At 67.0% G+C, this 24,222-nt stretch carries 23 protein-coding genes; 17 read left to right on the top strand and 6 right to left on the bottom strand.

The annotated features are described in order from the left end of the window. The first annotated feature begins 37 nt into the window (after positions 1-37). From purL to grxD, 3 genes are all read left to right on the top strand, one after another. Positions 38-2,197 (top strand): phosphoribosylformylglycinamidine synthase subunit PurL, encoded by a 2,160-nt coding sequence (gene purL, locus ARC39_RS03835; protein WP_068110371.1) that lies wholly within the window; start codon positions 38-40, stop codon positions 2,195-2,197. Between the two features lie 165 nt (positions 2,198-2,362). Beyond that, positions 2,363-2,605: a BolA/IbaG family iron-sulfur metabolism protein gene (locus ARC39_RS03830; RefSeq protein ID WP_068110369.1), complete on the top strand. Its 243-nt coding sequence runs from the start codon at positions 2,363-2,365 to the stop codon at positions 2,603-2,605. Between the two features lie 110 nt (positions 2,606-2,715). After that, positions 2,716-3,075, top strand: a complete 360-nt coding sequence (gene grxD / locus ARC39_RS03825) for a Grx4 family monothiol glutaredoxin (RefSeq protein WP_068110365.1) — start codon at positions 2,716-2,718, stop codon at positions 3,073-3,075. A 128-nt stretch (positions 3,076-3,203) separates the two neighbouring features. Here the strand turns inward: grxD and ARC39_RS03820 are convergent, their stop codons facing one another. Further along, complete coding sequence (locus ARC39_RS03820) at positions 3,204-3,599, bottom strand: cell division protein ZapA (RefSeq protein WP_068110363.1); 396 nt, start codon at positions 3,597-3,599, stop codon at positions 3,204-3,206. Beyond that, on the bottom strand, positions 3,592-4,005 hold the full coding sequence (locus tag ARC39_RS03815) for a hypothetical protein (protein WP_068110360.1): 414 nt from the start codon (positions 4,003-4,005) through the stop codon (positions 3,592-3,594). The genes ARC39_RS03820 and ARC39_RS03815 overlap by 8 nt, the downstream gene beginning before the upstream one ends. Before the next feature lie 263 nt (positions 4,006-4,268). On the opposite strand from ARC39_RS03815, the gene tkt reads away from it, so the two are divergent. Beyond that, positions 4,269-6,281, top strand: a complete 2,013-nt coding sequence (gene tkt, locus ARC39_RS03810) for a transketolase (protein ID WP_068110357.1) — start codon at positions 4,269-4,271, stop codon at positions 6,279-6,281. Positions 6,282-6,500: 219 nt separating this feature from the next. On the opposite strand, the gene ARC39_RS03805 is transcribed toward tkt, so the two are convergent. The 3 genes from ARC39_RS03805 to ARC39_RS03795 all read right to left on the bottom strand — a co-directional run bounded on the left by ARC39_RS03805 (position 6,501) and on the right by ARC39_RS03795 (position 8,851). Then, complete coding sequence (locus tag ARC39_RS03805) at positions 6,501-7,172, bottom strand: DUF2161 domain-containing phosphodiesterase (protein WP_236545115.1); 672 nt, start codon at positions 7,170-7,172, stop codon at positions 6,501-6,503. A gap of 22 nt (positions 7,173-7,194) precedes the next feature. After that, positions 7,195-7,629 carry a hypothetical protein gene (locus ARC39_RS03800; protein WP_068110354.1) on the bottom strand — a complete coding sequence of 145 codons (435 nt, stop codon included), beginning with the start codon at positions 7,627-7,629 and terminating at the stop codon, positions 7,195-7,197. Positions 7,630-7,717: 88 nt separating this feature from the next. Beyond that, positions 7,718-8,851, bottom strand: a complete 1,134-nt coding sequence (locus ARC39_RS03795; RefSeq protein ID WP_068110352.1) for a carboxylate-amine ligase — start codon at positions 8,849-8,851, stop codon at positions 7,718-7,720. Between the two features lie 1,419 nt (positions 8,852-10,270). Here ARC39_RS03795 and ARC39_RS03790 point away from each other — a divergent pair. The 3 genes from ARC39_RS03790 (at position 10,271) to ARC39_RS03780 (ending at position 13,307) form a co-directional block, all read left to right on the top strand. Beyond that, on the top strand, positions 10,271-11,299 hold the full coding sequence (locus ARC39_RS03790) for a glycosyltransferase (RefSeq protein WP_068110351.1): 1,029 nt from the start codon (positions 10,271-10,273) through the stop codon (positions 11,297-11,299). Positions 11,300-11,472: 173 nt separating this feature from the next. Continuing rightward, entirely contained in the window at positions 11,473-12,144 is a 672-nt protein-coding gene (locus ARC39_RS03785; protein ID WP_068110348.1) for a sulfotransferase family 2 domain-containing protein, read from the top strand. Further along, the gene (locus ARC39_RS03780; protein ID WP_068110344.1) at positions 12,141-13,307 is read left to right on the top strand and encodes a glycosyltransferase; all 1,167 of its coding nucleotides are present in this window, start codon (positions 12,141-12,143) and stop codon (positions 13,305-13,307) included. The genes ARC39_RS03785 and ARC39_RS03780 overlap by 4 nt, the downstream gene beginning before the upstream one ends. Positions 13,308-13,505: 198 nt before the next feature. On the opposite strand, the gene ARC39_RS03775 is transcribed toward ARC39_RS03780, so the two are convergent. Continuing rightward, positions 13,506-15,005 carry a CoA-acylating methylmalonate-semialdehyde dehydrogenase gene (locus tag ARC39_RS03775; RefSeq protein WP_068110332.1) on the bottom strand — a complete coding sequence of 500 codons (1,500 nt, stop codon included), beginning with the start codon at positions 15,003-15,005 and terminating at the stop codon, positions 13,506-13,508. Positions 15,006-15,107: 102 nt separating this feature from the next. Between ARC39_RS03775 and ARC39_RS03770 the strand changes: the two genes are divergently transcribed. The 10 genes from ARC39_RS03770 (at position 15,108) to mmsB (ending at position 24,168) form a co-directional block, all read left to right on the top strand. After that, entirely contained in the window at positions 15,108-16,079 is a 972-nt protein-coding gene (locus ARC39_RS03770) for a LysR family transcriptional regulator (protein ID WP_068110329.1), read from the top strand. Beyond that, on the top strand, positions 16,076-16,510 hold the full coding sequence (locus tag ARC39_RS03765; protein WP_068110326.1) for a CBS domain-containing protein: 435 nt from the start codon (positions 16,076-16,078) through the stop codon (positions 16,508-16,510). The genes ARC39_RS03770 and ARC39_RS03765 overlap by 4 nt, the downstream gene beginning before the upstream one ends. Before the next feature lie 250 nt (positions 16,511-16,760). Then, positions 16,761-17,261, top strand: coding sequence for a pantetheine-phosphate adenylyltransferase (gene coaD, locus ARC39_RS03760; RefSeq protein ID WP_068110322.1), 501 nt, complete (start codon positions 16,761-16,763; stop codon positions 17,259-17,261). Positions 17,262-17,334: 73 nt separating this feature from the next. Then, a complete protein-coding gene (locus ARC39_RS03755) occupies positions 17,335-18,342 on the top strand; it encodes a DUF808 domain-containing protein (protein WP_068110319.1) in 1,008 nt (335 codons plus the stop codon). Positions 18,343-18,465: 123 nt separating this feature from the next. After that, positions 18,466-19,284, top strand: coding sequence for an oxidoreductase (locus ARC39_RS03750; RefSeq protein ID WP_068110316.1), 819 nt, complete (start codon positions 18,466-18,468; stop codon positions 19,282-19,284). After that, positions 19,281-20,267, top strand: coding sequence for an AraC family transcriptional regulator (locus tag ARC39_RS03745; protein WP_068110313.1), 987 nt, complete (start codon positions 19,281-19,283; stop codon positions 20,265-20,267). Before ARC39_RS03750 ends, ARC39_RS03745 begins: the two co-directional genes overlap by 4 nt. Positions 20,268-20,335: 68 nt before the next feature. Continuing rightward, positions 20,336-20,974 carry a MarC family protein gene (locus tag ARC39_RS03740; protein ID WP_068110309.1) on the top strand — a complete coding sequence of 213 codons (639 nt, stop codon included), beginning with the start codon at positions 20,336-20,338 and terminating at the stop codon, positions 20,972-20,974. Positions 20,975-21,098: 124 nt separating this feature from the next. Next, positions 21,099-22,241 (top strand): acyl-CoA dehydrogenase family protein, encoded by a 1,143-nt coding sequence (locus ARC39_RS03735; RefSeq protein ID WP_068110305.1) that lies wholly within the window; start codon positions 21,099-21,101, stop codon positions 22,239-22,241. Further along, entirely contained in the window at positions 22,238-23,299 is a 1,062-nt protein-coding gene (locus tag ARC39_RS03730; RefSeq protein ID WP_068110303.1) for an enoyl-CoA hydratase/isomerase family protein, read from the top strand. Before ARC39_RS03735 ends, ARC39_RS03730 begins: the two co-directional genes overlap by 4 nt. Continuing rightward, entirely contained in the window at positions 23,296-24,168 is an 873-nt protein-coding gene (mmsB, locus tag ARC39_RS03725; protein ID WP_068110300.1) for a 3-hydroxyisobutyrate dehydrogenase, read from the top strand. The genes ARC39_RS03730 and mmsB overlap by 4 nt, the downstream gene beginning before the upstream one ends. Positions 24,169-24,222: the final 54 nt, after the last annotated feature.

Raw genomic sequence — 24,222 nt, 5'->3', positions numbered from 1 at the left:
CCGGCCTAAAAGCGCAGCCGACATCAGGGGACAGTTCATGCAAGAGCCAGCCATCACGCCGGAGATCATCGAGGCCCACGGCCTGAAGCCCGAGGAATATTCGGAGATCCTGCGGATCCTGAACCGCGATCCGAATTTCACCGAACTGGGCATCTTCTCGGCCATGTGGAACGAGCATTGCTCCTACAAGTCCTCGAAGAAATGGCTGCGCACCCTGCCCACCGACGGCCCCCAGGTGATCTGCGGGCCGGGCGAGAACGCCGGCGTGGTGGATATCGGCGACGGTCAGGCGGTGATCTTCAAGATGGAGAGCCATAACCACCCCTCCTATATCGAGCCCTACCAGGGCGCGGCGACCGGCGTGGGCGGCATCCTGCGCGATGTCTTCACCATGGGTGCACGGCCCATCGCGGCGATGAACGCGCTCAGCTTCGGCATGCCGGACCACCCCAAGACCCGCTCGGTCGTCTCCGGCGTGGTGGCCGGCATCGGCGGCTACGGCAATTGCTTCGGCGTGCCGACGGTGGGCGGCGAGGTCCGTTTCCACCCCGCCTATAACGGCAATTGCCTCGTCAACGCTTTCGCCGCAGGCCTCGCCGATACCGACAAGATCTTCTATTCCGCCGCCTCGGGCGTCGGCATGCCGGTCGTCTATCTCGGCGCCAAGACCGGCCGCGACGGTGTAGGCGGCGCGACCATGGCTTCCGCGGAATTCGACGAGACCATCGAGGAGAAACGCCCGACCGTCCAGGTCGGCGACCCCTTCACCGAGAAGCGCCTGATGGAAGCCTGCCTGGAGCTGATGCAGACTGGCGCTGTGATCTCGATTCAGGACATGGGCGCAGCGGGCCTTACCTGCTCTGCTGTCGAGATGGGCGACAAGGGCGGCCTCGGCATCCGGCTCGACCTGGACTGCGTGCCGCAGCGCGAGGAGGCGATGACGCCTTACGAGATGATGCTCTCGGAGAGCCAGGAGCGCATGCTCATGGTCTTGCGCCCCGAGAAGGAGGCGGAGGCCCGCGCCGTCTTCGAGAAATGGGACCTCGACTTCGCCATCGTTGGCGAAACAATCCCCGAGGATCGTTTCCTGATCGAGCACAATGGCGCCGTCGTCGCAGACCTCCCGCTCGCGACGCTGGCAGGCTCCTCGCCGGAATATGACCGCCTCTGGGTGCCCACCGATCCCGCCGCCGAGATGGAGCCGGTGCCCGACGTCGATCCGATCGACGCGCTCAAGGCACTGATCGCCTCGCCGAACTATGCCGCGAAGCAATGGGTCTACGAGCAGTACGACCAGTCGGTCATGGGCGACACCGTCCGCACCCCAGGCGCCGGGGCCGGCGTCGTGCGCGTCCACGGCACAAACAAGGCCGTGGCCTTCACCTCCGACGTCACCCCGCGCTACGTCCGCGCGAACCCCGTTGAAGGCGGCAAACAGGCCGTGGCAGAGGCCTATCGCAACCTCACCGCCGTCGGGGCAAAGCCGCTGGCAACCACTGACAATCTCAACTTCGGCAATCCAGAGAAACCCGAGATCATGGGCCAGTTCGTCGGCGCCATACAGGGCATCGGCGCGGCCTGCGCGGCCCTCGACATGCCCATCGTCTCCGGCAATGTCTCGCTCTACAACGAGACGGATGGCGAGCCGATCCTGCCCACCCCCACCATCGGCGCCATCGGCCTCATCGACGACCTGAGCCACATGATCGGGCGCGAGGCCCGCGAGGGTCACGTGCTGCTCCTGCTGGGCGAAACCGCCGGCCATTTGGGCCAGTCCGCCCTGCTGGCCGAGGTGTTCAACCGCGAGGACGGCGACGCGCCCCACGTGGACCTGGCCGCGGAAGCCGCCCATGGCGATTTCATCCGTGCCAACCGGGACTGGATCGACGGCTGCACCGACCTCAGCGACGGCGGGCTGGCGCTCGCCGCCTTCGAAATGGCCGAGAGCGCCGGCGTCGGCATCATCATCGATGCGGCAGACACCGCAACGCTCTTCGGCGAGGATCAAGGCCGCTACCTCATCGCCTGTTCCTACGACAAGGCCGAGGCGCTGATGATCGCAGCCGGCAAGGCGAGCGTGCCGCTTCAGACCATCGGGCGCTTCACCGGCGACAAGGTCCGCTTCGCCGCGTCGGAGGCACCGCTTGCCGAGTTGAGCGCGCTCTTCCGGAGCGCGTTTGCCGGGGCGGTGGGCTGACCGTCTGATAACCCGAACGGCCGCGCCCCTTGCGCGGCCCATCATCCGTGCAGCGACCGTGCCACCCGATCCGTTGCGTCGGGGCCGGGCGCCATCAGCGGGCTTGCAGCGCCCTGCCCCCGCCACTACGTTTTACCCCAATCATAAGCCAGAGGATTCCCGCCCATGGCCATCGAGGCCCAGCAAATCGAAACACTGCTCCGAGATGCCTTCCCCAAAGCCGTCATCGTCGTCACGGACGTCGCCGGTGACGGGGCGCACTATGCCGCGGAAGTGATCGACGAGAGTTTTCGCGGCCTGAACCGCGTGCAGCAGCAGCGTGCCGTCTATGCCGCGCTGAAGGGCATGATGGATGGCAGCAACGCGGATCTGCACGCATTGGCCCTGACAACCAAAGCGCCCGACTGATCGAAACGACCTGTAGGGACGTCGCTCAGCGCGCGTGCGCCAGGGCGACGGATACTGCCACGGCGAGCCCTCCTCCGGGCGCCGGATAGGAACAAAGGAACCATCAGACCATGACCGCACAAGACACCATCAAACAGACCGTCACCGACAACGATGTCGTCCTCTACATGAAAGGCACGAAAATGGCGCCTCAATGCGGCTTCTCACAGCGCGTTGCCGGGGTGCTGAACTTCATGGGCGTGGACTTCACGGATGTGAACGTGCTCGCCGACGAGGAAATCCGTCAGGGCATCAAGGAATACTCCGACTGGCCGACAATCCCGCAGCTCTACGTGAAGGGCGAATTCGTGGGCGGCTGCGACATCATTACGGAGATGACGCTCTCCGGAGAGTTGGACCAGCTCTTCGACCAGAACGGTGTCGCCTACGACAAGGACGCCGCGGACAAGATCCGCGAAGCCAACGCCTGACACGGCCGACGCCTGCATAGATTGCGTCACAGACGCTCCTTACCGTACCGCCGTCGCCCGCGAAACGCGGGCGCCACGACCGGCCAGGCGCCATCGGCCGCAGGTGCCGTTCGGTGGCGGCAAAACGCCTACCCCCCGGTCTTTTCCTCCGCGCGGGCCGCGAGCGCCTCGGCGCGCGCCGCGATCTCGGCAAGGCTGTCGGCGAGTGTCGGGGGAATGACCGGCACCTCGACACGTTCGGGCGCGGGCGTCGGCGACGCCTTCATCTCGTCGATCACCTTTTGCTGCTGCGCTAGTTGCTGCTCGGCAGCCGCCGCCTTCTCCTCGTAGGCAGCGGTTCGGTCGGCCAGCATCAAACCGGCCATCAGCAACATCCGCGCTTCCGGCATTCGGCCGATCTGGCTCACCAGCCCCTGCGCCTCCCGGTCCAGCATCGCTGCCGCCGACAGCAGGTATTGCTCCTCGCCGTCCTGGCAGGCCACGGTGAATTCCTTGCCGCCAATCTTGATCTTGATCTCAGGCATCGCTTTGCCCCTCCACCAGTGGTGCAAGCGACGAGATGAGCCCGTCGAGTTCCTCTCTGTCGGCCGTGCGCAGCCCGGCAATCGCCTTCAACTCCGCCTCAAGCTCCGCAATCCGCTCCTGCTGGCGCTCCTTCATGGATTTCAGGGTGCCCACTCGCTCGCGCAATTGCCCGCCCGCATCGCTCTCGGCTTCCAGCGCCTGGGTCAGACGCGCCACCTCCGCCTCGGCCGACTCGGCCCGGGCCAGCGCCGCACGCGCCTCCGCTTCCGCGGTTTCCGCTGCCCGGCGCGCGTGGTCGAGCGCGTCGGCGGATCCGGTCCCGTCACCCTCGAACCGCTCCACGGCCGTCGCAATCCGCGCCATTGCGGCAGAGATCCGGCCCTCCAGATCGGCGATTTCGTTCATGCTCCTCTCCCCGTGTCACGGCTTCGTTGCAAGGACGGGCTACGCAGCCGCAGCGAATCGGCCCGCGAACGATTGCATTCAATTCTATCCAACAACGTCACGGATTGCGCCCCCCCTTGGCACTCAGGCACTTAGACCAGCTTCTTCATGTACGCCCTTCATGTACACTACGCCACGTTGACGCGCCCGCTGCCGCTGGTAAACCGCCCCGAGCGTTCTTCGCGCCCTCCTCCGGCGCGCCCGGCAACCGAAAGGATCTCACGTTGGATATCGAAGCCCTGAAAGCGGCACACCCCGAGCACTGGCAAAAGGCATGCGCCATCCGGGTACTCGCGCTCGACGCCGTCGCCGCCGCCAATTCCGGTCATTCCGGCATGCCCATGGGCATGGCCGATGTCGCCACCGTCCTGTTCGGAAAGCACCTGAAATTCGACGCCGCCAATCCCGAATGGCCGGACCGTGACCGCTTCATCCTGTCGGCCGGCCACGGCTCGATGCTGCTCTATTCGCTGCTGCACCTGACCGGCTCGCCCGACATGACACTGGAACAGGTGAAGAATTTCCGCCAGCTCAACGCGATCACCGCCGGCCACCCGGAATACGGCCACGCCCGCGGCGTGGAGACCACGACCGGCCCGCTCGGCCAAGGCATCGCCAATGCCGTCGGCTTCGCAATCGCGGAGGAACACCTGCGCGCCACCTGGGGCGCCGACGTGGTGAACCACTACACCTATTGCATCGCCGGCGACGGCTGCCTGATGGAAGGCGTCAGCCAGGAAGCCATCGCGCTTGCCGGCCGGCAGAAGCTCTCGCATCTGATCGTCTTCTGGGACGACAACGGCATCACCATCGACGGCCCCGTGGGCATTGCCGACCGCACCGACCAGCAGGCCCGCTTCGCCGCCTCCGGCTGGCACGTGATCTCCATCGACGGGCATGACCCCGATGCGATCGACGCCGCCATCGCCGAGGCCCGGGCCAGCGACCTGCCGACGATGATCGCCTGCAAAACCCATATCGCCCTCGGCTCCTCTGCGCAGGACACCTCGAAGGGCCACGGCGCGCTCACCGACGCCCAGCTCATCGCCGATACCCGCGCCGTCTATGGCTGGGAACACGGCCCGTTTGTGATCCCGGCAGATGTCAAATCCGCCTGGGAGCAGATCGGCGCCCGCGGCGCCGGTGCCCGCTCCGAGTGGGAAGGCCGGCTCGCCGCGCTCGACGCCGACAGCCGCGCTGAATTCGAGCGCGTCCAGTCCGGAACACTGCCCGCCGCGCTTGCCGGCGCGCTGGCCGAGTACCGGGCCAAGCTGGTCGCCGACGCCCCGAAGGTCGCCACCCGAAAGGCTTCCGAAATGGCGCTCGATGTGATCAACCCGATCATGACCGAGACCTTCGGCGGCTCCGCCGACCTGACGGGATCGAACAATACCAAGTCCGCCGAGATGGCAGACTTCACCCCCGATGACCGTACCGGCCGTTACATGCGCTACGGCGTACGCGAGCACGGTATGGCGGCGGCGATGAACGGCATCGCGTTGCACGGCGGTTTGCGGCCCTATGGCGGCACCTTCATGTGCTTCACCGACTACGCACGTCCGTCCATGCGTCTGTCGGCGCTGATGCGCGTGCCGGTCGTCTACGTCATGACCCACGACAGTATCGGGCTCGGCGAAGACGGCCCCACCCACCAGCCGGTGGAACATCTGGCGATGCTGCGTGCGACGCCTAACATGCTGGTCTTCCGCCCGGCCGATGCGGTGGAGACCGCCGAAGCCTGGGAAGTGGCGCTCGAACAGGCCGACACGCCGTCCGTGCTGGCGCTGTCGCGGCAGGGCCTCGCCACCGTGCGCGACGACGCGTCGGAGAACCTCACCGCCAAGGGCGGGTACATTCTGGCGGAGGCCGGCTCGAAGCGGCAGGCGATCCTGCTGGCGAGCGGCTCGGAGGTTGCAATCGCACTGGAGGCGCGCGCAGCATTGGAGGAGGCCGGGATCGGCACCCGCGTTGTCTCCATGCCCTGCATGGAGCTCTTCGCTGCCCAGCCGGAAGCCTATCGCAAGAAGGTCCTTCCCGGCACAGGCGTGCGCGTGGCAATCGAGGCCGGCGTGCGCCAGGGCTGGGATCAGTGGCTTCTGGGCGAGCGCGGACGCGCGGCCAAGTCGGATTTCGTAGGCATGTCCGATTTCGGCGCATCCGCCCCGCTCAGCGATCTCTACTCGCACTTCGGCATTACCGCTGCGGCCACGGCGGACAAGGTCAAGGCACTTCTCTGAGCGGTTGACGCCGGCCGTCTCGGGCGCGCTCCCGCCCGGCCCGGCCGCATCGCAGATGCAACCGGCCCCGTTGGGCCGGGCACGCGGCCCCGAGGGGCCGCGTGCCTCACAAAGGCCCCGGCGGCAGTATTCCGACCCCGCGGGATACAAACACGGCACCGATGGTGGCCATTTGTTCCGTGTGCCCCAACGCCAAGGCCGACCCCCGCAGCCCGATCGTCAGTCTTTGCGGTCCGCAAGCGCGCGGCACCCGTTCGGCGTGATCGCGTATATGCCGCGCGACACGCGCTCGAACCATCCGTAGTGATCGGCCGCCAGGATCCGGGTGGCCTGAGGAACGCCCGTCGCCCGTGCTACCTGCGCTCCACGATCCGGCCCATGGGTCGCGAGGTGCGCGGCGAGCTTCAGTGCGTCCTGCCGGTAGGCCGTCACCAGCGGCCCCGCAGCCGCCCCGCCCGTGTTCGGATCGCCCTCGCGGCGGGCGAATTCCCGCAAGAGCCGGTCGCGACGGGCGGTGTGTTTCCGCGGCCGATATGGGCCGGGGTCCACGTGCACTTCCGCGAACCCATCGCGCAGCCGCACCGTGATCAGCCCCAGGCCGAGTCGGCGGCAAAGGGTGAGGTTCTCCTTCAGCGCCTTCTGAAACCGCCGCCCCGTGCCGCGCGGCACCGCGATGTAGACCGCATCGCTCACGCTTTGCCGCGCGACCGCCTGATGGAAAAGCGACAGCGAGAAGCCTCTCTTGAGTTCCACGATCACCGGCGCCGGCTCTCCGGCGCGGCAGGCAACCACGTCCGCCGGACCGACCTCGCCCTTCACCTCGTAGCCCTGCGTCTCCAGCAGGGCCTTGACCGGGCCATAGAGATCAGTTTCCCGCACCGGCCGGGTCACCATCCGCTCCCGCGCGTTTGCGTCAAACGAACAGCACAATCAGAAGTGCCAACGTGGCCCATCCCGCGATCAGCGGCAGAACGATCCAGTAGTCGCGCTCCTTCGGAAGCGACCACCCCGGCGCGCCGCGAGCGGCGGCCACGGTCGCCAGGCAGGCAATGGGCCAGTAAATCGTCACGCCCAGTGCGGCTGCCAGGATCAGGGTGCCCCACTCCAGGCCAAGCGCGTGGCCGAAAAGACCGAGGCCGAGAATCGGCGTGTAGAAGACAAGGTCGGCCAGCGCTAACCCCCACCAGAATGCCGTGCCGACGCGGGTAATCCGCGCCTCCGGTTCCTGGGTGCCCATGCGGACACCCAACGCATAGCTGAAGGCAGACGGACATTGGGCGATCGCGAGGTACAGGAACAAGATCCACCCCGGTCCCTGAATGCTCCAGAAGGCAAGGGATTGAGTCATGAAACAGCGCTCCAATGCAACTGCCACCACTATCGCAGGTCCGGCCAGCGCTGTCCTTGCCCCAAATCAGATCGCACATCTGCCGCCGTCACAACCCCTCGTGGAACGCGTCGATAAGGTGACGCACAACCGCCTTCATCGCGGTCTTCTCGTCATCCCCGGCGTCCTGCCGCTCCTTGCGCACCGCCCGCTGGCGATCGGCGCTGTTGCCGCCGGCCACGAGCTCGACAACACGCTCCACTTCCGGCAGACAACCGAGCGCCTCGGCATCCTCGGACAGGATCTCCACTATCTCCTCGGCCAGCGCTTCGAAGCCCACGATCTCCCGCTGGCCGAAATCGATCATCCCCTCTTTCAACCCGTAGCGTTGCGCCCTCCAACGGTTCTCGCCGATCAACACGGTGTCATACAGCCGCCAGCGTTGGTTCCGCGCCGCCAGACGCCACAGCATCCGGGTGAAGCACTGCGTCAGCGCGGCAATCGTCAGCGTGTCCTCCAGTCGTGTCGGCACGTCGCAGATCCGGGTCTCGATCGTCGGGAACCGCCACGACGGCCGCAGGTCCCACCAGATCTTGGAGGCGTCCTCGATAATGCCCAGGTCGACCAACACCCCGGTCATCCGCTCGAACTCGGCCCAGGAGTTGAGCTGCGGCGGCAGGCCCGTGCGCGGCAGGTTGTCGAAGACGGTCAACCGGTAGGAGCAGAGTCCGGTGTCCTGCCCCATCCAGAAGGGCGAGGAACAGCTGAGCGCCAGCAGATGCGGCAGGAAATAGGTCAGCTGGTTCATCAGGTCGATCCGCTGCGACGGGCTCTCCACGCCCACATGCACGTGCATCCCGCAGATCAGCAGCCGCCGCGCCACGCCCGCCAGCGCCCGTTCCAGCTCGTTGTACCGCGTCTTGTCCGTGTGCTCCTGCTGCTTCCAGTCCGCCAACGGATGACAGGAGGCGGCAATCGGCGCCAGCCCGTGACGCGCGGCGTGGGTCGCCACGGTGGAGCGCAGCCGCTTCAACTCGTCCCGCGCCGCCGAGATGTCAGCACAGACCTTGGTGCCGATCTCGATCTGGCACTGCAAGAACTCCGGGCTGACCTGCCCCTGCATGGCCCCGGCGCATTCCTCGATCAGCGCCTCCGGCGCATTGGCCAGCTCCAGCGTTTCCAGGTCGACGAGGAGGTATTCCTCTTCGATTCCAAGGGTAAGTGCAGGGGCGATCCGCGACATCTGTCCCTCCCAGGTCGTCCCGGCAAGGTGGCAGAGCGCCAAGCCCGGCGCAAGACAAAGCGGCAGGTCGGCCGGGGAGCCTCCAGTGTCTCACGCGTGAGACATGATACCGATCAAACGATTTCAAGGTGTTATGCGCCCATCTTAACACTTCATTCAGAAATGGGCGGCGCTTCACGCAGTTCGGAGCGACGGGAGGCGTGTTGGGTTTGCCGACAATGCTGAGGCGCTGAAACCGTGCTGCCCAGCGCAAAGCCAGCTCAGGTTCGGACCGACTTGGCGAGAGCCGAGCATCCGTAGTCCATCGCGCCACGCGCGACCCTGCGGATTTGCCCGGATACGAAAACCGGGCCGCATCAGCCGCGATCGGCGAGACGGACCCCGGGAATACATCGCTTCAAGCCCATGTCATGGGGGCGCCCGACGCCCATAACTCTGGCGGCGAATCCAACCAGCAAAGGGGCGCACCAAACCGCGAGCCCAGGCGCACGAAGTCAAGCGCGACTTCATCCTGAGATACCAAGGACGGCGCCCCCTTTTCTGAGAGTGTCGCGTATTTCATCGTACCTGCACAAAGTATGTTCGATTTGCATATCCGAGCTGCGCGCTTGGGCGTTGTTTCTGCGGTGCCGCATGGATAGCTCGCGCCCTGTAAATGTGATCAGATCCAACGGAGACCCCGATGATCGTCGAAATCGACAACAGCCTGCTGATTAAGGCCAAGCGCATGCGCGCCGCCTATCTTAAGGCACTCTTCGGCATGCTGATCGGCCATGGCCCCGCCCGGCCCGCCCATGCATGACACCAGAAAGACCAGATGGGCAAACACCCGCGGCCCAACCGGCTGCGGGTGATGCTCGTTCTGAGACCTCCTCATGCGTGATCCCGGATTTGGCATGAGGCAAGGCCTCGACTTCGACATCGCGGCCAACACGTCCGGTGGTCCGAACATGTGACGCCCTTCGGCCGAGGTACCGGCGGACCAATCTGATCACGTCATCAGCGTTCGTCGTTGTTTCCGAGGCGGCGGTTCGACAACCCGATTTTGATCGTGTGGGTTCGTTCGGCTTCGCTGGTCCCCCAGCGCTATCATTGGTCGGCCCGGTGGGCTGACTCCCCCTTTGGCGTGATCCTTGACGAATGTCTGCTGCGTGGGCGCTCGTAAGGACACCAGCAGTGGGCGGATGCACGCTCGGCACGGCTGCCACAGGCGCAGCTCGCAACATCGGGCGCTCTCAGCTCCCTGCGGACCTTTGCGGCGGACGATCCAAACGTCCGATTCCACACCCGGTTGTTGGGCATTGCATGGCACCTCAGTGCGGGCCCCGCCCGCAGTGCAGGCAATCGCCGAGAGGCGAACGCTTGACCGCGCCGAAGCGCCATGCGACCGCAGGGTAACCCGGAGGCCCCCCGACACCCATGCGCGTTCTCTACATCATCCGCGACCGATCCAGCCGCAACGTCAGAAAGCGCCTGCACCGCTGGTCGGTGGGGTTCCTCGACGGGCAGGACGGATTTTTCGAGGCCTCCCTGCACCAGGCGGCCCGCGTCACGCGGCGCAGCTATGCCGAGGCGATGGCCATGCCGGCCGCCCAGCGCGACGCTTTTGACGCGGTGGTCATCAATGCCAAATCCGGCTGGCCCTGGGCGAGGGACCCGGCGGCGGCCCGCGCCGCCCTCGACGGCTTCCGCGCGCCGCTGGCGCTCTTTCTCGGACAGGCCCAGCCCGACAGGATGCCACCTGACAGACTGCTCGACCCGTTCCGCGCGGTCTTCAAGCGCGAACCCTTCGCCGACACGGACCGCTACGGGCTCACGCCCTCCAATGCCGCCAAGATCGTGCCGACACATCTCTCGAACCCGCTGGTCTCCATGAGTTACCGCTTCCCGGGCCGCAACCGGACACGCCCGCTCGCCCGCTACGCCTGGGAGGAGCCGGGCACGCATGACGTCTTTTTCATCGGCACGGTCAACCATGACCGGCTCGACGAGCGGCTGAATGCATGGGCGGCGGTTGCACAAAGCGGGCTGGACCGCATTGGCGGGCTGCTGCCGCTGGCCGGCGTCGCGGAGGCCGTACCGCCGGAGCTTGTCACCGCCCCGCTGCCGAAGCCCGCCTATCTCGAGGCGATGATGCAAAGCCGGATCAACCTTGCGCTTGAAGGTATCGGGCCATTCACCTTCCGGCATCTGGAGCAATTCTGGGCCGGCGCCTTCACCCTCAGCACGCCGAATATCCGGCCGTTGCGGCTGCGCGCGCCGTTGGTGGAGGGGCAGGATTACGTCGCCTTCGACGGCACCGACGACATGATGGACAAGATCCGCTGGTATCTCGATCATCCCGAGGAACGTATCGCCATCGCCCGGAACGGCCGCGCCGCCTATGAGCGCCTATACGATACCGCCGCCCACGCGGGTGAGATCCGCGCCGCCCTTCAGGCGCCGTGAGAGGCCGCCAAAATGTTGAATTGCCCGCGTCCCGGGGCTAAACAGCGCCCTGCCCCGCCGCCCTCTGGGAGACCCGCCGCGATGCCGCTTCACCCCCCTTCTGTCCCCGCCCGCGACGGTCGGGCCTGTGTGCCAGGCGGGCGCGGCGCGGCGCATCCGGGCGGAGCGGCCTGATGCCGATCCTCAAGCATGGCAATCGGCTGATCCTGTTCATCCATATTCCCAAGACGGGCGGCACCTCCGTCGAGGCCTACATGCGCCAGAAGGGGCCGCTCTCGCTCTACCATCCCGACCTGATCGACGGGCTGGCGACCACGCCGCAGCATCTCCATGCCGGGATGATGGACAGCCTCTTCGATGCGGATTTCTTCGATGCCCGCTTCGCCGTCCTGCGCGACCCGCTTGACCGGCTGGTCAGCGAGTTTCGCTGGCGCGCCCGGGTGCCCGACCCGAAATACGCGCGCTTCGGCCTGCGCGACCTGTCGCGGCGCGGCCGGTTCCTGATCCGCGGCAAGAAACGCTTCCTCACCTTCGACGAATGGGTCGCCTACCTGCTGGACCGCTACCCGGCGGACCCCTTCATCTACGGCAACCACCTGCGCCCGCAGCACGAATTCCTGCGTGGCGACGAGCGGCTGTTCCGGCTCGAAGACGGGCTGGAGCCGGTGTTTCGCTGGCTCGACACCGTGACGGAGACGGCCCCCGGCACCGCGCCCGAGCGGCAGAAACCGGCCAGCTTCCAGTATCCGGAGATCGGCATGCAGACACGCGACCGGGTGCGGACCTTTTACGCACAGGATTACGCGCTGCTCGAGAGGCTTCCGACGGCGAAGGAGCGCCCATGAAGAGCTGTATCGCAACCGGCGATTTCTATCGGCCCGGCGAGACCTTCATCAACCGGCATATCCAGCACCTTTTCGGCGGCGAGACCTGCGTGGTCGCCGGCCGCTACCACGGCGAGAACCCGCTCGGACGCCCGGTGTTCGAGCGCCGCAAGCGCGCCGGTTCGGCCGATTTGCTGATCGCCCCCTACTGGCTGGCGCACAATACGCTGGTCCACGGCACGTCGCGCCTGCCCTTCGGCCGGGCCAAGCGGGAACTGGCGCAGTTCTGGCGCGACAACGGGGTGGCGTTCGTGCTGGCCGAATTCGGCACGCAGGCGCTCGCCGTGGCGCCGCTGGCGGGCGAGATGGGCATCCCGGCCTTCACCTATTTCCGTGGCACCGACGCCTCCAAGCACCTGCGCCGGACGCATATCCAGAAAGCCTACCGCAAGCTCATGCCCAAGCTCGCGGGTGTCTTCTCGGTCTCGCAATTCCTGATCGACAACCTCGCGGCCGAGGGCATCCGCCATCCCAATGCGCATGTGATCCCCTCCGGCGTGAACACCGCGCGCTTCCGCCCCGGCGACAAGCGGCCCTCCAGCTTCCTCGCCGTCGGCCGCTTCGTGGAGAAGAAGGCCCCGCTCGTTACACTCCGCGCCTTCGCGGAGGCGACGCGCAACCACCCGGAGGCGCGGCTGGAGATGATCGGCGACGGACCGCTGCTGGAAGACTGCCGCGCCCGCGCCCGCGACCTGGGCGCGGCGGACCGCGTGACCTTCCCCGGCGCCATGGCGCACGACTACGTCCGCGAACGGCTGTCGCAAACGGCCGTCTTCCTGCAGCACTCGGTGACCGCCGCCGATGGCAACACCGAAGGCCTGCCGACCGCGATCCAGGAGGCGCTTGCCTGCGGCTGCATCACCATCTCGACCCGCCATGCCGGCATCCCGGAGGCGGTCGACCATGGCCTGAACGGCTTTCTGGTGGAAGAATGGGACGAAACGGGCTTCGCCGCCCAGATCGAACGGGTGCTTTCCGAAGGCCGCCAGTCGGAAATGGAAGCCGCCGCCCGCGCCACGGCGGAGGCGCGCTTCGACAACGCCAAACTGCTGACGAAGCTGGAACGGGTCATCGCCGACACCCTGGAACGCAGCCGCACCGAGGTGAGCACACACGCGCCCTGAACGATCTTCCCGCGGAAGATCGTGCCTCCGGCGGGGATACTTGTGGACAGAAGAAACACCGCGCCCCCGCCCGCTTCTTCTGTCGAGAAATATCCCGGGGGGAGCGCGCGCAAGCGCGTGGGGGGCAGCGCCCCCCTCCGGCGTGGGTCATGGGGCCGGACGGCGGTCGGCCGCCGTCCGGACGGGACGTTCGGCGCGTCAGTCCATCGCCTTGAAGTTGAACTCGCCGCCTTCCTTGATACCGGAGAACCAGCGCGCGGTGACCGTCTTGGTCCGGGTGTAGAAGCGGAAGGCATCCGGCCCGTATTGGTTGAGGTCGCCGAAAGCGGATTTCTTCCAGCCGCCGAAGGTGTGGTAGGAGAGCGGCACCGGGATCGGGAAGTTGATGCCCACCATGCCCACGTTCACCCGATGCGCGAAATCGCGCGCGGTGTCGCCGTCGGCGGTGTAGATCGCGGTGCCGTTGCCATAGGCGTTCTCCATGATCAGGTCGACGGCGTCGTCGTAGCTGTCGGCGCGCACCTGGCTCAGAACCGGCCCGAAGATTTCCTCGCGGTAGATATCCATCTCCGGCGTCACGTTGTCGAAGTAGGACGGGCCGACGAAGAAGCCGTTTTCATAGCCCTGCAGGCTGAAGCCGCGCCCGTCGACCACGAGCTTGGCGCCTTGCGCCACGCCGCTTTCGACCAGCCCTTCGATCCGCGCCTTGGCCGCAGCGGTGATGACCGGGCCGAAATCCACGTCGTCGCCGGCGGTATAGGGGCCGACCTTCAGCTTCTCGATCCGCGGCACCAGCCGTTCGACCAGCGCGTCGGCCGCCTCCTGGCCCACCGGCACGGCCACCGAGATCGCCATGCAGCGCTCGCCCGCGGCGCCGAAGCCCGCGCCCACCAGCGCGTCGGCGGCCTTGTCCATGTCGGCATCCGGCATGATGATCATGTGGTTCTTCGCGCCGCCGAAGCATTGCGCGCGTTTGCCGTTGGTCGCGGCGCGCCCGTAGATATATTGCGCGATCGGGGTGGAGCCGACGAAGCCCACGGCCTGCACGGTCTCGTTGTCGAGGATGGCGTCCACCGCCTCCTTGTCGCCGTTCACCACTTGCAGCACGCCGTCGGGCAGGCCGGCTTCCTTGATCAGCTCGGCAAGCCGCAGCGAGGTCGAGGGGCAGCGCTCGGACGGCTTCAGGATCATCGCGTTGCCGCAGGCCAGCGCCGGGGCCATCTTCCACAGCGGGATCATCGCGGGGAAGTTGAAGGGCGTGATGCCCGCCACCACGCCCAGAGGCTGGCGCATGGAATAGAGGTCGATGCCCGGGCCGCCGTCGTCGGTGAACTCGCCCTTCAGCAGCGCCGGCGCGCCCATGCAGACCTCGACCACCTCAAGGCCCCTCTGCACGTCGCCACGCCCGTCGGGCAGCGTCTTGCCATGCTCGCGGCTCACCAGCTCGGCCAGTTCGTCCATATGCTCGTTGATCAGCTGGCCGAAGCGCATCATCACCCGCGCCCGGCGCTGCGGGTTGGTGGCCGCCCAGCCCTTCTGCGCCTCGGCGGCCTTCGCCACGGCGGCGTCCATCTCCGCCTTGGTCGCCAGTGCGACCCGGGCCTGCACCTCGCCCGTGGCGGGGTTGAAGACCTCCGTGAAACGCCCTGACGTGCCGGCAACGCGTGCGCCGTCGATGTAATGTCCGATCTCTTCCATAGTGACCTCCCTGGCTGTTGCGACGAAGAATAATCTTGCAGGAATGCGCCGAAAACCGGCAGGATTCCAAAAGCGTTTTGCAGAATTGCAAAGGATGAAGCGATGACCCCAAGCTGGGACGATCTGCGCGTGTTCCTTGCCGTGGCGCGGCAGGGCAGCCTTTCCGCGGCGGGCGCGGCGCTCGCGCTCGACCCCGCGACGGTGGGGCGGCGCGTGGCGCGGCTGGAATCGGCGCTCGGCGCGCCGTTGTTCCTGAAATCGCCGCAGGGCTATGCCACGACCGATGCCGGCGAGCGGCTTTTGCCCCATGCAGAAGAGGCCGAACAGGCGATGGCCTGTGCCGAGGATGCCGTGCGCGGACAGGGCGACCGGCTCACCGGCGCCGTACGGATCGGCGCGCCGGACGGATGCGCGAGTTTCCTGCTGCCGCAGGTGGTTGCGGGAATCGCCGCGGCGCATCCCGGCCTGGAGGTGCAGGTCGTGGCATTGCCGCGGGTGTTCAACCTCAATCAGCGCGAGGCCGACATGGCCGTCGCCGTGAGCGCCCCCACGGTGGGGCGCCTGACGGTGCAGAAGATCGTCGACTACCGGCTGGTGCTGGCCGCCTCGAGCCGCTACCTCGCCGCCGCGCCGCCGATTCGGACGTTGAGCGACCTTCGCGGTCACCGGCTGGTGGGATACATCCCGGAGATGATCTTCGACAAGGAACTGGACTACCTGGGCGAGTTGGGCGTCGAACGGCCGCAACTCGCCTCGAACTCCGCAGCGGTGCAATACCACATGGTCCGCGCCGGTGCCGGGCTCGCCGTCACGCATGATTTCGCGCTTGCCGGCGACCCGGACCTGGCGCGGGTCCTGCCGGCGGAGTTCGGGCTGGAGCGCAGTTTCTATCTCATTCGCCATGCCGACGATGCCCGGGCGCGGCGCCTGGCGCGCTTCGCCGAACTGCTGGTGACCGGCATGCGCCGGCAGATGGCGCAGGTGCGGCAGGCATTGACAGCGGAGCCCCGCTCGGTGGACGCTGCGGCAAGGCACAGGTCAAGGCAATTTGGCGAGGAGACAGCAGGTCCATGATCGTTCAACAAATTCTGAAAACGAAGCAGACCGAAGGCGTGTTCACCGTGGCACCGGGCGCGTCCGTCGAAGCGGCAGCCAAGGTGCTCTCGGAAAAGCGGATCGGCTCGGTGGTGGTCTCGGCCGATGGCCGGCAATGCGCGGGCATCCTGTCGGAGCGCGACATTGTCCGCGAACTGGGGCGCCGCGGCCCGTCCTGCATGGCCGACAAGGTCGATGACATGATGACGAAGGTGATCGAGACCTGCGCGCTCGGCGACGACGCGGAATCGATCCTGACCCGCATGACGGAGGGGCGTTTTCGCCACATGCCCGTCATGTCCGACGGCGAGATGATCGGCATCATCACCCTGGGCGATGTCGTCAAGGCCCGGCTCACCGAACTGGCCATGGAGAAGGATGCGCTCGAAGGCATGATCATGGGGCACTGACGCCCCCTTTTCTGCCGGGATAGCCACGGCGGCGGACGACCCGCCGCCGCAACGCCTCGGACGCAGGCCCGCGCGGCGCAGAGGAGCAGAGGCGCACGAATTTGTCCCGCGGGCGGTGTCCTCCAACAAGAATGTGGATTGCTGCGCTGCGGAATGCTAAGGCGACGCGGAAGATTCTTGCGCGCGACCGCGACATGCCCGGGAAAAGGGCCCGTCCGGCGCGCCGGAGGAGAGCGAGGGAGCCATCACCATGCGCGTCGGACTGTACCCGGGAACTTTCGATCCGGTGACGCTGGGACACCTGGACATCATCCGCCGCGCGACGTTGCTGGTGGACCGGCTGGTGATCGGCGTGGCGATCAATCGCGACAAGGGTCCGCTCTTCGACCTGGAACATCGGGTGGCGATGATCGAGGCGGAATGTGCCAAGATCGCCGCCGAGACCGGCTGCGAGATCATCGCGCATCCTTTCGAGAACCTGCTGATCGACTGCGCCCGCGACGTGGGCGCCGGTATCATCATTCGCGGGCTGCGCGCGGTGGCGGATTTCGAGTACGAATTCCAGATGGTTGGCATGAACCGGCGGCTGGATGCCTCCATCGAAACCGTCTTCCTCATGGCCGAGGCGCAGCACCAGGCGATTGCTTCCAAGCTGGTCAAGGAGATCGCGCGGCTGGGTGGCAACGTCTCGCAATTCGTCACGCCGTCGGTGCGCACGGCGCTGCGCGAGAAGCTGCGGACGGAATGCTGAAACCGCGCCGCTTGGCCTGCGCGAGGGGACCGGCTAGGCTCAGCGGCACGGATTGATTTCGCGTGAGGGTGCGATGAGCGGATTGCTGGCGCTTCTGGACGACGTGGCCGCGCTGGCCAAGGTGGCGGCGACCTCCATCGATGACGTGGCGAGCCAGGCGGCCAAGACGACCGCCAAGGTCGCCGGCGGCGTGATCGACGACGCCGCCAAGGCCGGGGCGAAGGCCGCCGGCGCGGTGATCGACGATGCCGCCGTCACCCCGAAATACACCACCGGGTTCCCGGCTGCCCGCGAGTTGCCGATCGTCGGGCGCATCGCCTGGGGGTCCATCCGCAACAAGCTGCTGATTCTGCTGCCGGCCGCATTGCTGTTGAACACGGTCGCGCCGTGGCTGATCGCGCCGCTCCTGATGCTGGGCGGGGGCTACCTGTGTTTCGAGGGCGCGGAGAAGGTGTTGCACGCGCTCCGGCCCCACGCCCACCATGACGACCACGAGACGGAGACAGGCAGCCCCGAACACCTGGAAGCCAGCCGCGTCGCCGGGGCGATCAAGACGGATTTCATCCTGTCGGCCGAGATCATGACCATCGCGCTCTCGGCGATCCCGGAATCCAACTTCTGGGCCGAGGCACTGACGCTGGCGATCGTCGCCGTCGGTATCACCGTGCTGGTCTACGGCTCGGTGGCGCTGATCGTGAAGGCCGACGATGTGGGGCTGCTGATGGCCAATCGCGGCCGGCTCGGCCTCACCCGCGCCGTCGGCCGCGGTATCGTCCGCGGTATGCCGGGCTTCATGTCGCTGTTGATGGTGGTCGGCACGGCGGCGATGCTCTGGGTCGGCGGCAGTATCGTCATTCACGGCATGGAAGAATTGCATGTGGGCGCCTTCATCGGCCACTGGATTCACGATCTGGCGCATGTGATCGGCCACGCGGTGCCCGAGGACCTGACGGGGTTCGTCACCTGGGCCGTCAAGGCAACGCTCGACGGGCTCTTCGGCCTCGCCCTGGGCTTCGTCCTGCTGCCGCTGGTGGAACGGGTGATCCTCCCGGTCGCGGGCATGTTCTCCCGCAAGGCCTGACCGCTGGCGCGGCCGCGCCGGACCTTGGCGCGATCTGCATAAACTCTGGCGCGTTGCGCGAGTGCGATGGCAGGATTGGCGAGCTATCTCCCGCTTGTACCCGTCAGAACAGGAGACTGCCCCATGGCCCGCCCCTACAAAACTGCCCTCGTCACCGGCGCATCTTCCGGCATGGGCAAAGACATCGCCCACCGCCTGCTCAAGGAGGGCTTTACGACCTATGTTGCCGCCCGCAGCACCGACAAGATGGCAGACCTCGCCGAGGCCGGCGCCATCGTGCTGGAGATGGACATCACCAAAGACGACCAGATCACCGCTACAGCCGCGCGTATCCATGCGGAAACGGGCGGTGTGGATGTGCTGGTGAACAATGCAGGCTACGGTCAATACGGGCCGGTCGAAGACACGCCCATCGACACCGCGCGCTACCAGTTCGAGGTCAATCTCTTTGGCCTCGCCCGGCTCACGCAGCTCCTGCTGCCGGACATGCGGGAGAAGAAACAGGGGCTTATCGTCAATATCTCATCCATGGGAGGCAAGATCTACACGCCGCTCGGCGCCTGGTACCACGCCACCAAACATGCGCTCGAAGGTTGGTCGGATTGCCTCCGACTGGAGTTGAAGCCCCATGGTATCGACGTGGTGATCGTGGAGCCCGGCCTGATCGATACAGGCTTTGCCGGGGCGGTTTCCTCCAATTTCTCGCAAACAGAGGGCAGCGCTTACGCCACCCTGATCGGCGCGCTGATGAAATCCGCCGAGGGCGGCTCCCTGCGTGGCTCGCCCCCCAGCGTCATCTCCGATGTTGTCCTCAAGGCGATCCGTGCCGACCGCCCGCGCACCCGCTACGCCGCCGGTTCCATGGCGCGTCCCTCGCTCTTTCTGCGCTGGCTGGTCAGTGACCGGATGTTCGACCGGATCATCATGAGCCAGTTCACATGAGCCGCCCCTTCACCGTCGATCTCGGCTGGGCCGCGCTGCTGGACCGGATCGGCGTCGCACCCGACGACCTTCTGCGCGCCGCCGACTTGCCGGCGGACCTGTTCCGGCAAGCCCGCCCGGTGCTGGAGCCGCCCGCCTTCCTGCGGCTCTGGCAGGCGCTGGAGGCGCTGCTCGACCATCCGGCGCCCGGCGTCCTGCTCGGGCAGGCGGTGCAGGTGGAGGCCTTCAGCCCACCGATCTTCGCCGCCTTCTGCTCCCCCGACCTGAGCGTCGCGATGGAGCGCCTGTCGCTCTTCAAGCCGCTCTTCGGCCCGCTGTGGCTGAAGGTCCGCCGGGGCGCCGACGGGCTTGACGTCACCTATGGCGCGGAGGACGGCGTGCACCTGCCGCCGGGTTTTGTCGCCACCGAAATGGTGTTCCTCGTCTCGCTCGCACGCATGGCGACACGCGCCGAAATCCGCCCGCTGCGGGTGGAAATGGCGGCGCCACCCACCAGCCCGGACTACGGCGACTTCTTCGGCGCGCCGCCCCGAAAGAGCGATGCCAACCGTCTCGTCTTCTCGGCCCGCGATGCCGACCGGCCCTTCCTGAGCGTGAACCCGGCCCTTTTCGCTGTCTTCGAATCCGACCTGCGCCTGCGCCTGAGCGAACTCGCCGCCGATGTCACCCTCGCGGAACGTCTGCGCGCCGCCTTGATGGAGGCGCTGCCCTCCGGGCGGACCGCCATTGCCGAGGTTGCGCCGCGCCTCGGGCTCAGCCCGCGCAGCCTCCAGCGGCGGCTGGGCGAGGCCGGCACCTCCTACCAGGGCGAACTTACCGCGCTGCGGCGCAGGCTGGCGACCGACTACCTGCGCAACACTGCCCATTCCAGCGCCGAGATCTCGTATCTGCTGGGCTATGCCGACCCGAATTCCTTTACCCGTGCGTTTCATACATGGACGGGCACCACGCCAGAGGCGCTGCGCCGCACCACGCAGCAGTGAGGCGCCATCGCCGCCGGTATGTAAATACCGGCTTGATCGGTCCGCCCTCCCGTCGGAAATAGGGAAGGATGCAGGATTTACTCGAACAATTCGTCACTCTCTGGGTGGTGATCGACCCGATCGGGACGATCCCGGTCTTCGTCGCCGTCACCGCCGCGATGTCCGCCGCCGAGCGCCGCAAGACCGCGCTTCAGGCCGCCATCGTCTCCGCCGGCGTTCTGATGTTCTTCCTCGTCTTCGGCCAGATCCTGATCGACGCGCTCGGCATCGGCCTCAACTCGTTCCAGGTCGCCGGAGGAATCGTGCTGTTCCTCTTCGCGCTGACCATGATCTTCGGCGAAGCGAAACAGGACTCCGACCTGCATTTCGCCGACGACCACGAAGGGAGCGCGTCGCAGACCGCCTCGGTTGGCGTCTTCCCGCTCGCGGTGCCGTCGCTCGCCTCGCCCGGCGCCATGCTCGCCATCGTGCTGTTGACCGACAACACGCACTTCTCCATCCCCAGCCAGGCGGTGACCGCCGCTGTCATGCTCAGCGTCCTCGTCGTCGCCTACCTCTGCATGCGGCTTGCCGATCCGCTGATTCGCCTGATTGGCAATTCCGGTGCTGCCATCGTCAGCCGTGTCATGGGCATGATCCTCGCATCGGTCGCCGCCAATGCGGTGCTCGGCGCGCTCCTGGCGATCGCAGAGACCGGTGAACTCTGAGACAGCCGCGCCGCGTACCGGCATCGGCGCAGGGTGTCATTGCAAGAAATCCCCTTGCTTCCGCGCGCCCGCCTGTGGAAATTGAACGCATATTCAATTTCCAGCGGCTTTGGGGAGGAAGCTCATGGATTTTGCGCTCAGCGAGGAACAGCAGGCGATCTTCGACATGGCCCATGCCTTCGGCCAGGACGCCATCGCGCCCAACGCGCAGGCATGGGAGGCCGAGGGCACGATCCCGCGCGACCTCTGGCCAAGGTTGGCAGAGCTCGGGTTCGGCGGCCTCTACGTCTCGGAGGAGTCCGGCGGGGCGGGGCTCGGACGGCTCGATGCCACGCTGGTCTTCGAGGCCCTCTCGGCGGCCTGCCCGTCGGTCGCGGCCTTCCTGTCGATCCACAACATGTGCGCCAAGATGATCGACGCCTTCGGCTCGGACGACCTCAAGGCACGGTTCCTGCCCGGCGCGCTCACCATGGAGACGGTGTTCTCCTATTGCCTCACCGAACCCGGCTCCGGCTCCGACGCCGCCGCGCTGAAAACCCGCGCCCCGCGCAACACCGAAGGCTATGCCGTTACCGGCACCAAGGCCTTCATCTCCGGCGGCGGCTACTCGGACGCCTATATCGTCATGGCCCGCACCGGTGCGGACGGCCCGCGCGGCATCTCTGCCCTGGTGATCGAGGACGGCACCGAGGGGCTCTCCTTCGGCGGGCTGGAGCAGAAGATGGGCTGGAAGAGCCAGCCCACCCGACAGGTGCAGATGGACGCCTGCCCCGTCCCGGCGGCGAACCTGCTGGGCGAGGAAGGCCGCGGCTTTTCCTATGCCATGGCCGGGCTCGACGGCGGGCGGCTCAATATTTCCGCCTGTTCTCTCGGCGCGGCGCAGGCAGCCCTGGACGCCACGCGGCACTACATGGGAGAGCGCAAGGCCTTCGGCCAGACTATCGACCGGTTCCAGGCGCTGCAATTCCGCCTCGCCGACATGGAGATCGAGTTGCAGGCCGCCCGGACCTTCCTGCGCCAGGCGGCGTGGAAGCTCGACACGGCAGCGCCCGACGCCAGCACGTTCTGCGCCATGGCCAAGGCCTTCGTCACCGAGGCCGGCAGCCGCGTGGCCGACCAATGCCTGCAACTGCACGGCGGCTACGGCTACCTTGCCGATTACGGTATCGAGAAGATCGTCCGCGACCTGCGCGTGCACCAGATCCTCGAAGGCACCAACGAGATCATGCGCCTGATCGTGGCGCGCAGCCTGCTGAGCGACAGATGAGCGACATCCACATCCGCACCGCGGGCCGCGCCGGCCGCATCACCCTGACCCGCCCCAAGGCGCTGAACGCGCTGAACTACGACATGTGCCTGAAGGTCGATGCCGCGCTGAAGGCATGGGCAGATGACCCGCAGGTCGCGCTCGTGGTGATCGACGGCGAGGGAGAGCGCGCCTTCTGCGCGGGCGGCGATATCGCCGAGGTCTATGCCACCGGAAAGGCGGGCGACTACGCCTACTCCCGCCGCTTCTGGCACGACGAATACAACATGAACGCCCGCATTGCAGGCTATCCCAAGCCGGTGGCGAGTTTCCTGCACGGCTTCACCATGGGCGGCGGCGTCGGGCTCGGCTGCCATGCCTCCCACCGCGTCGTCGGCGAAACAAGCCAGATCGCCATGCCCGAATGCGGCATCGGCCTGCTGCCGGATGTCGGCGGCACCTGGCTGCTTTCCCGCGCCCCCGGGCGGCTGGGCGACTACCTCGGCCTCACCGGCGCGCGCATGGGGCCGGCCGACGCCCTGCTCGCAGGGTTCGCCGACCATTTCGTCCCGCAAGAGACCTGGCCCACGCTGATTGCTCGGCTGGAGGAGACCGGCGACGCCGACCTGATCGGCGCCGCCGCCGCCGCACCGCCCCCGGGCCCGCTGGCCGGGGCCCGCGCCGAGATCGACCGCCATTTCGCGCAACCGGACATGTCGCGGATCCTCGCGGCGCTGACCGCGGCGGTGAGTGACTTCGCCGCCGCCACGGCAAAGACGCTCACCCGCAATTCGCCGCTCGCCATGGCCTGCACGCTGGAGGCCCTGCGCCGCCTGCGCGCCGATGGCACCTCGGTCCGCGATGCGCTGCGGCAGGAGTACCGCTTCACCTGGCGCGCACTGGAACAGAGCGATTTCCTCGAAGGGATCCGCGCCGCCATTATCGACAAGGATCGCACTCCCGCCTGGCGGGATTCAATTGGCAATGTCCGGGCGGAAACCGTGACAGGGATGCTGGCCCCACTCGGGGCCGACGAACTGGTTTTCGAGGACGAGGCGCAGAGGGAGGAACGCGCATGAAGGTCGGATTCATTGGATTGGGCAATATGGGCGCGCCGATGGCCGCCAATCTCGTGGCCGCCGGTCACCAGGTGACAGGCTTCGACCTCGCCGCCCCCTGCCCCGAAGGCGTGGCCAAGGCACCGTCCGCGGCCGAGGCCGCGCGCGGCGCCGAGGTCGTGATTACCATGCTGCCGAACGGTGCCATCCTGCGCCGCGTCGCCGAGGAGATCCACCCGGCGATGGCCCCCGGCGCTGTGCATCTCGATTGCTCCACCGTCGACGTCGACAGCGCCCGCGCCGTGGCCGAGGCCGCGCAGGCGGCCGGGCTTGCAGCGGTGGACGCGCCGGTTTCCGGCGGTGTTGGCGGCGCCCAGGGCGGCACGCTCACCTTCATGGCCGGTGGTCCGGAGGCGGCCTTTGCGACCGTTTCACCGCTCTTCGACGTGATGGGCCAGAAGGCCGTGCATTGCGGCGGCGCGGGCGCTGGTCAGGCGGCGAAGATCTGCAACAACATGATCCTCGGCATCACGATGATCGGCACCTGCGAGGCCTTTGCGCTGGCCGACAAGCTCGGGCTCGATCGCCAGAAGATGTTCGATGTCGTCTCCACCTCCTCCGGCTACAGTTGGACGATGAACGCCTATTGCCCCGCCCCCGGCGTCGGCCCGACCTCGCCTGCTGACAACGGATACCAGCCCGGATTCGCCGCCGAGCTCATGCTGAAGGACCTGCGCCTGTCGCAACAGGCCGCCGAGGCGGCAGACGCCGACACGCCGCTCGGTCAGGCCGCCACGGCACTTTACGAGACCTTCGTGGAGAGTGAGGACGGCAAGGGCATGGACTTCTCCGCCATGCTGCCGCGCTTCGAGAAACGCGGGCGCGGCTAGAGCCGTGTGAAAACCCGCAGGATCGGATCGCCAATACCGAGTCCATCGAGACCG

The sequence above is a fragment of the Tropicimonas marinistellae genome, assembly GCF_001509585.1.
GTDB classification, from domain to species: Bacteria; Pseudomonadota; Alphaproteobacteria; order Rhodobacterales; family Rhodobacteraceae; genus Tropicimonas; species Tropicimonas marinistellae.
The sequence above is the reverse complement of the archived record's forward strand: the minus strand, read 5'-3'. Positions and strand labels throughout refer to the sequence as shown.

Bases quoted from the DNA above. Each gene is read 5' to 3' on its own strand.
- ARC39_RS03765 (WP_068110326.1), top strand. From the start codon at position 16,076: ATGATCGTTCAACAAATTCTGAAAACGAAGCAGACCGAAGGCGTGTTC.
- ARC39_RS03750 (WP_068110316.1), top strand. From the start codon at position 18,466: ATGGCCCGCCCCTACAAAACTGCCCTCGTCACCGGCGCATCTTCCGGC.
- ARC39_RS03795 (WP_068110352.1), bottom strand. From the start codon at position 8,851: ATGTCGCGGATCGCCCCTGCACTTACCCTTGGAATCGAAGAGGAATAC.
- coaD (WP_068110322.1), top strand. From the start codon at position 16,761: ATGCGCGTCGGACTGTACCCGGGAACTTTCGATCCGGTGACGCTGGGA.
- ARC39_RS03730 (WP_068110303.1), top strand. From the start codon at position 22,238: ATGAGCGACATCCACATCCGCACCGCGGGCCGCGCCGGCCGCATCACC.
- grxD (WP_068110365.1), top strand. From the start codon at position 2,716: ATGACCGCACAAGACACCATCAAACAGACCGTCACCGACAACGATGTC.
- ARC39_RS03740 (WP_068110309.1), top strand. From the start codon at position 20,336: ATGCAGGATTTACTCGAACAATTCGTCACTCTCTGGGTGGTGATCGAC.
- ARC39_RS03745 (WP_068110313.1), top strand. From the start codon at position 19,281: ATGAGCCGCCCCTTCACCGTCGATCTCGGCTGGGCCGCGCTGCTGGAC.
- ARC39_RS03820 (WP_068110363.1), bottom strand. From the start codon at position 3,599: ATGCCTGAGATCAAGATCAAGATTGGCGGCAAGGAATTCACCGTGGCC.
- mmsB (WP_068110300.1), top strand. From the start codon at position 23,296: ATGAAGGTCGGATTCATTGGATTGGGCAATATGGGCGCGCCGATGGCC.
- ARC39_RS03735 (WP_068110305.1), top strand. From the start codon at position 21,099: ATGGATTTTGCGCTCAGCGAGGAACAGCAGGCGATCTTCGACATGGCC.
- ARC39_RS03790 (WP_068110351.1), top strand. From the start codon at position 10,271: ATGCGCGTTCTCTACATCATCCGCGACCGATCCAGCCGCAACGTCAGA.
- purL (WP_068110371.1), top strand. From the start codon at position 38: ATGCAAGAGCCAGCCATCACGCCGGAGATCATCGAGGCCCACGGCCTG.
- ARC39_RS03785 (WP_068110348.1), top strand. From the start codon at position 11,473: ATGCCGATCCTCAAGCATGGCAATCGGCTGATCCTGTTCATCCATATT.
- ARC39_RS03800 (WP_068110354.1), bottom strand. From the start codon at position 7,629: ATGACTCAATCCCTTGCCTTCTGGAGCATTCAGGGACCGGGGTGGATC.
- ARC39_RS03755 (WP_068110319.1), top strand. From the start codon at position 17,335: ATGAGCGGATTGCTGGCGCTTCTGGACGACGTGGCCGCGCTGGCCAAG.
- ARC39_RS03815 (WP_068110360.1), bottom strand. From the start codon at position 4,005: ATGAACGAAATCGCCGATCTGGAGGGCCGGATCTCTGCCGCAATGGCG.
- ARC39_RS03830 (WP_068110369.1), top strand. From the start codon at position 2,363: ATGGCCATCGAGGCCCAGCAAATCGAAACACTGCTCCGAGATGCCTTC.
- ARC39_RS03770 (WP_068110329.1), top strand. From the start codon at position 15,108: ATGACCCCAAGCTGGGACGATCTGCGCGTGTTCCTTGCCGTGGCGCGG.
- ARC39_RS03775 (WP_068110332.1), bottom strand. From the start codon at position 15,005: ATGGAAGAGATCGGACATTACATCGACGGCGCACGCGTTGCCGGCACG.
- ARC39_RS03780 (WP_068110344.1), top strand. From the start codon at position 12,141: ATGAAGAGCTGTATCGCAACCGGCGATTTCTATCGGCCCGGCGAGACC.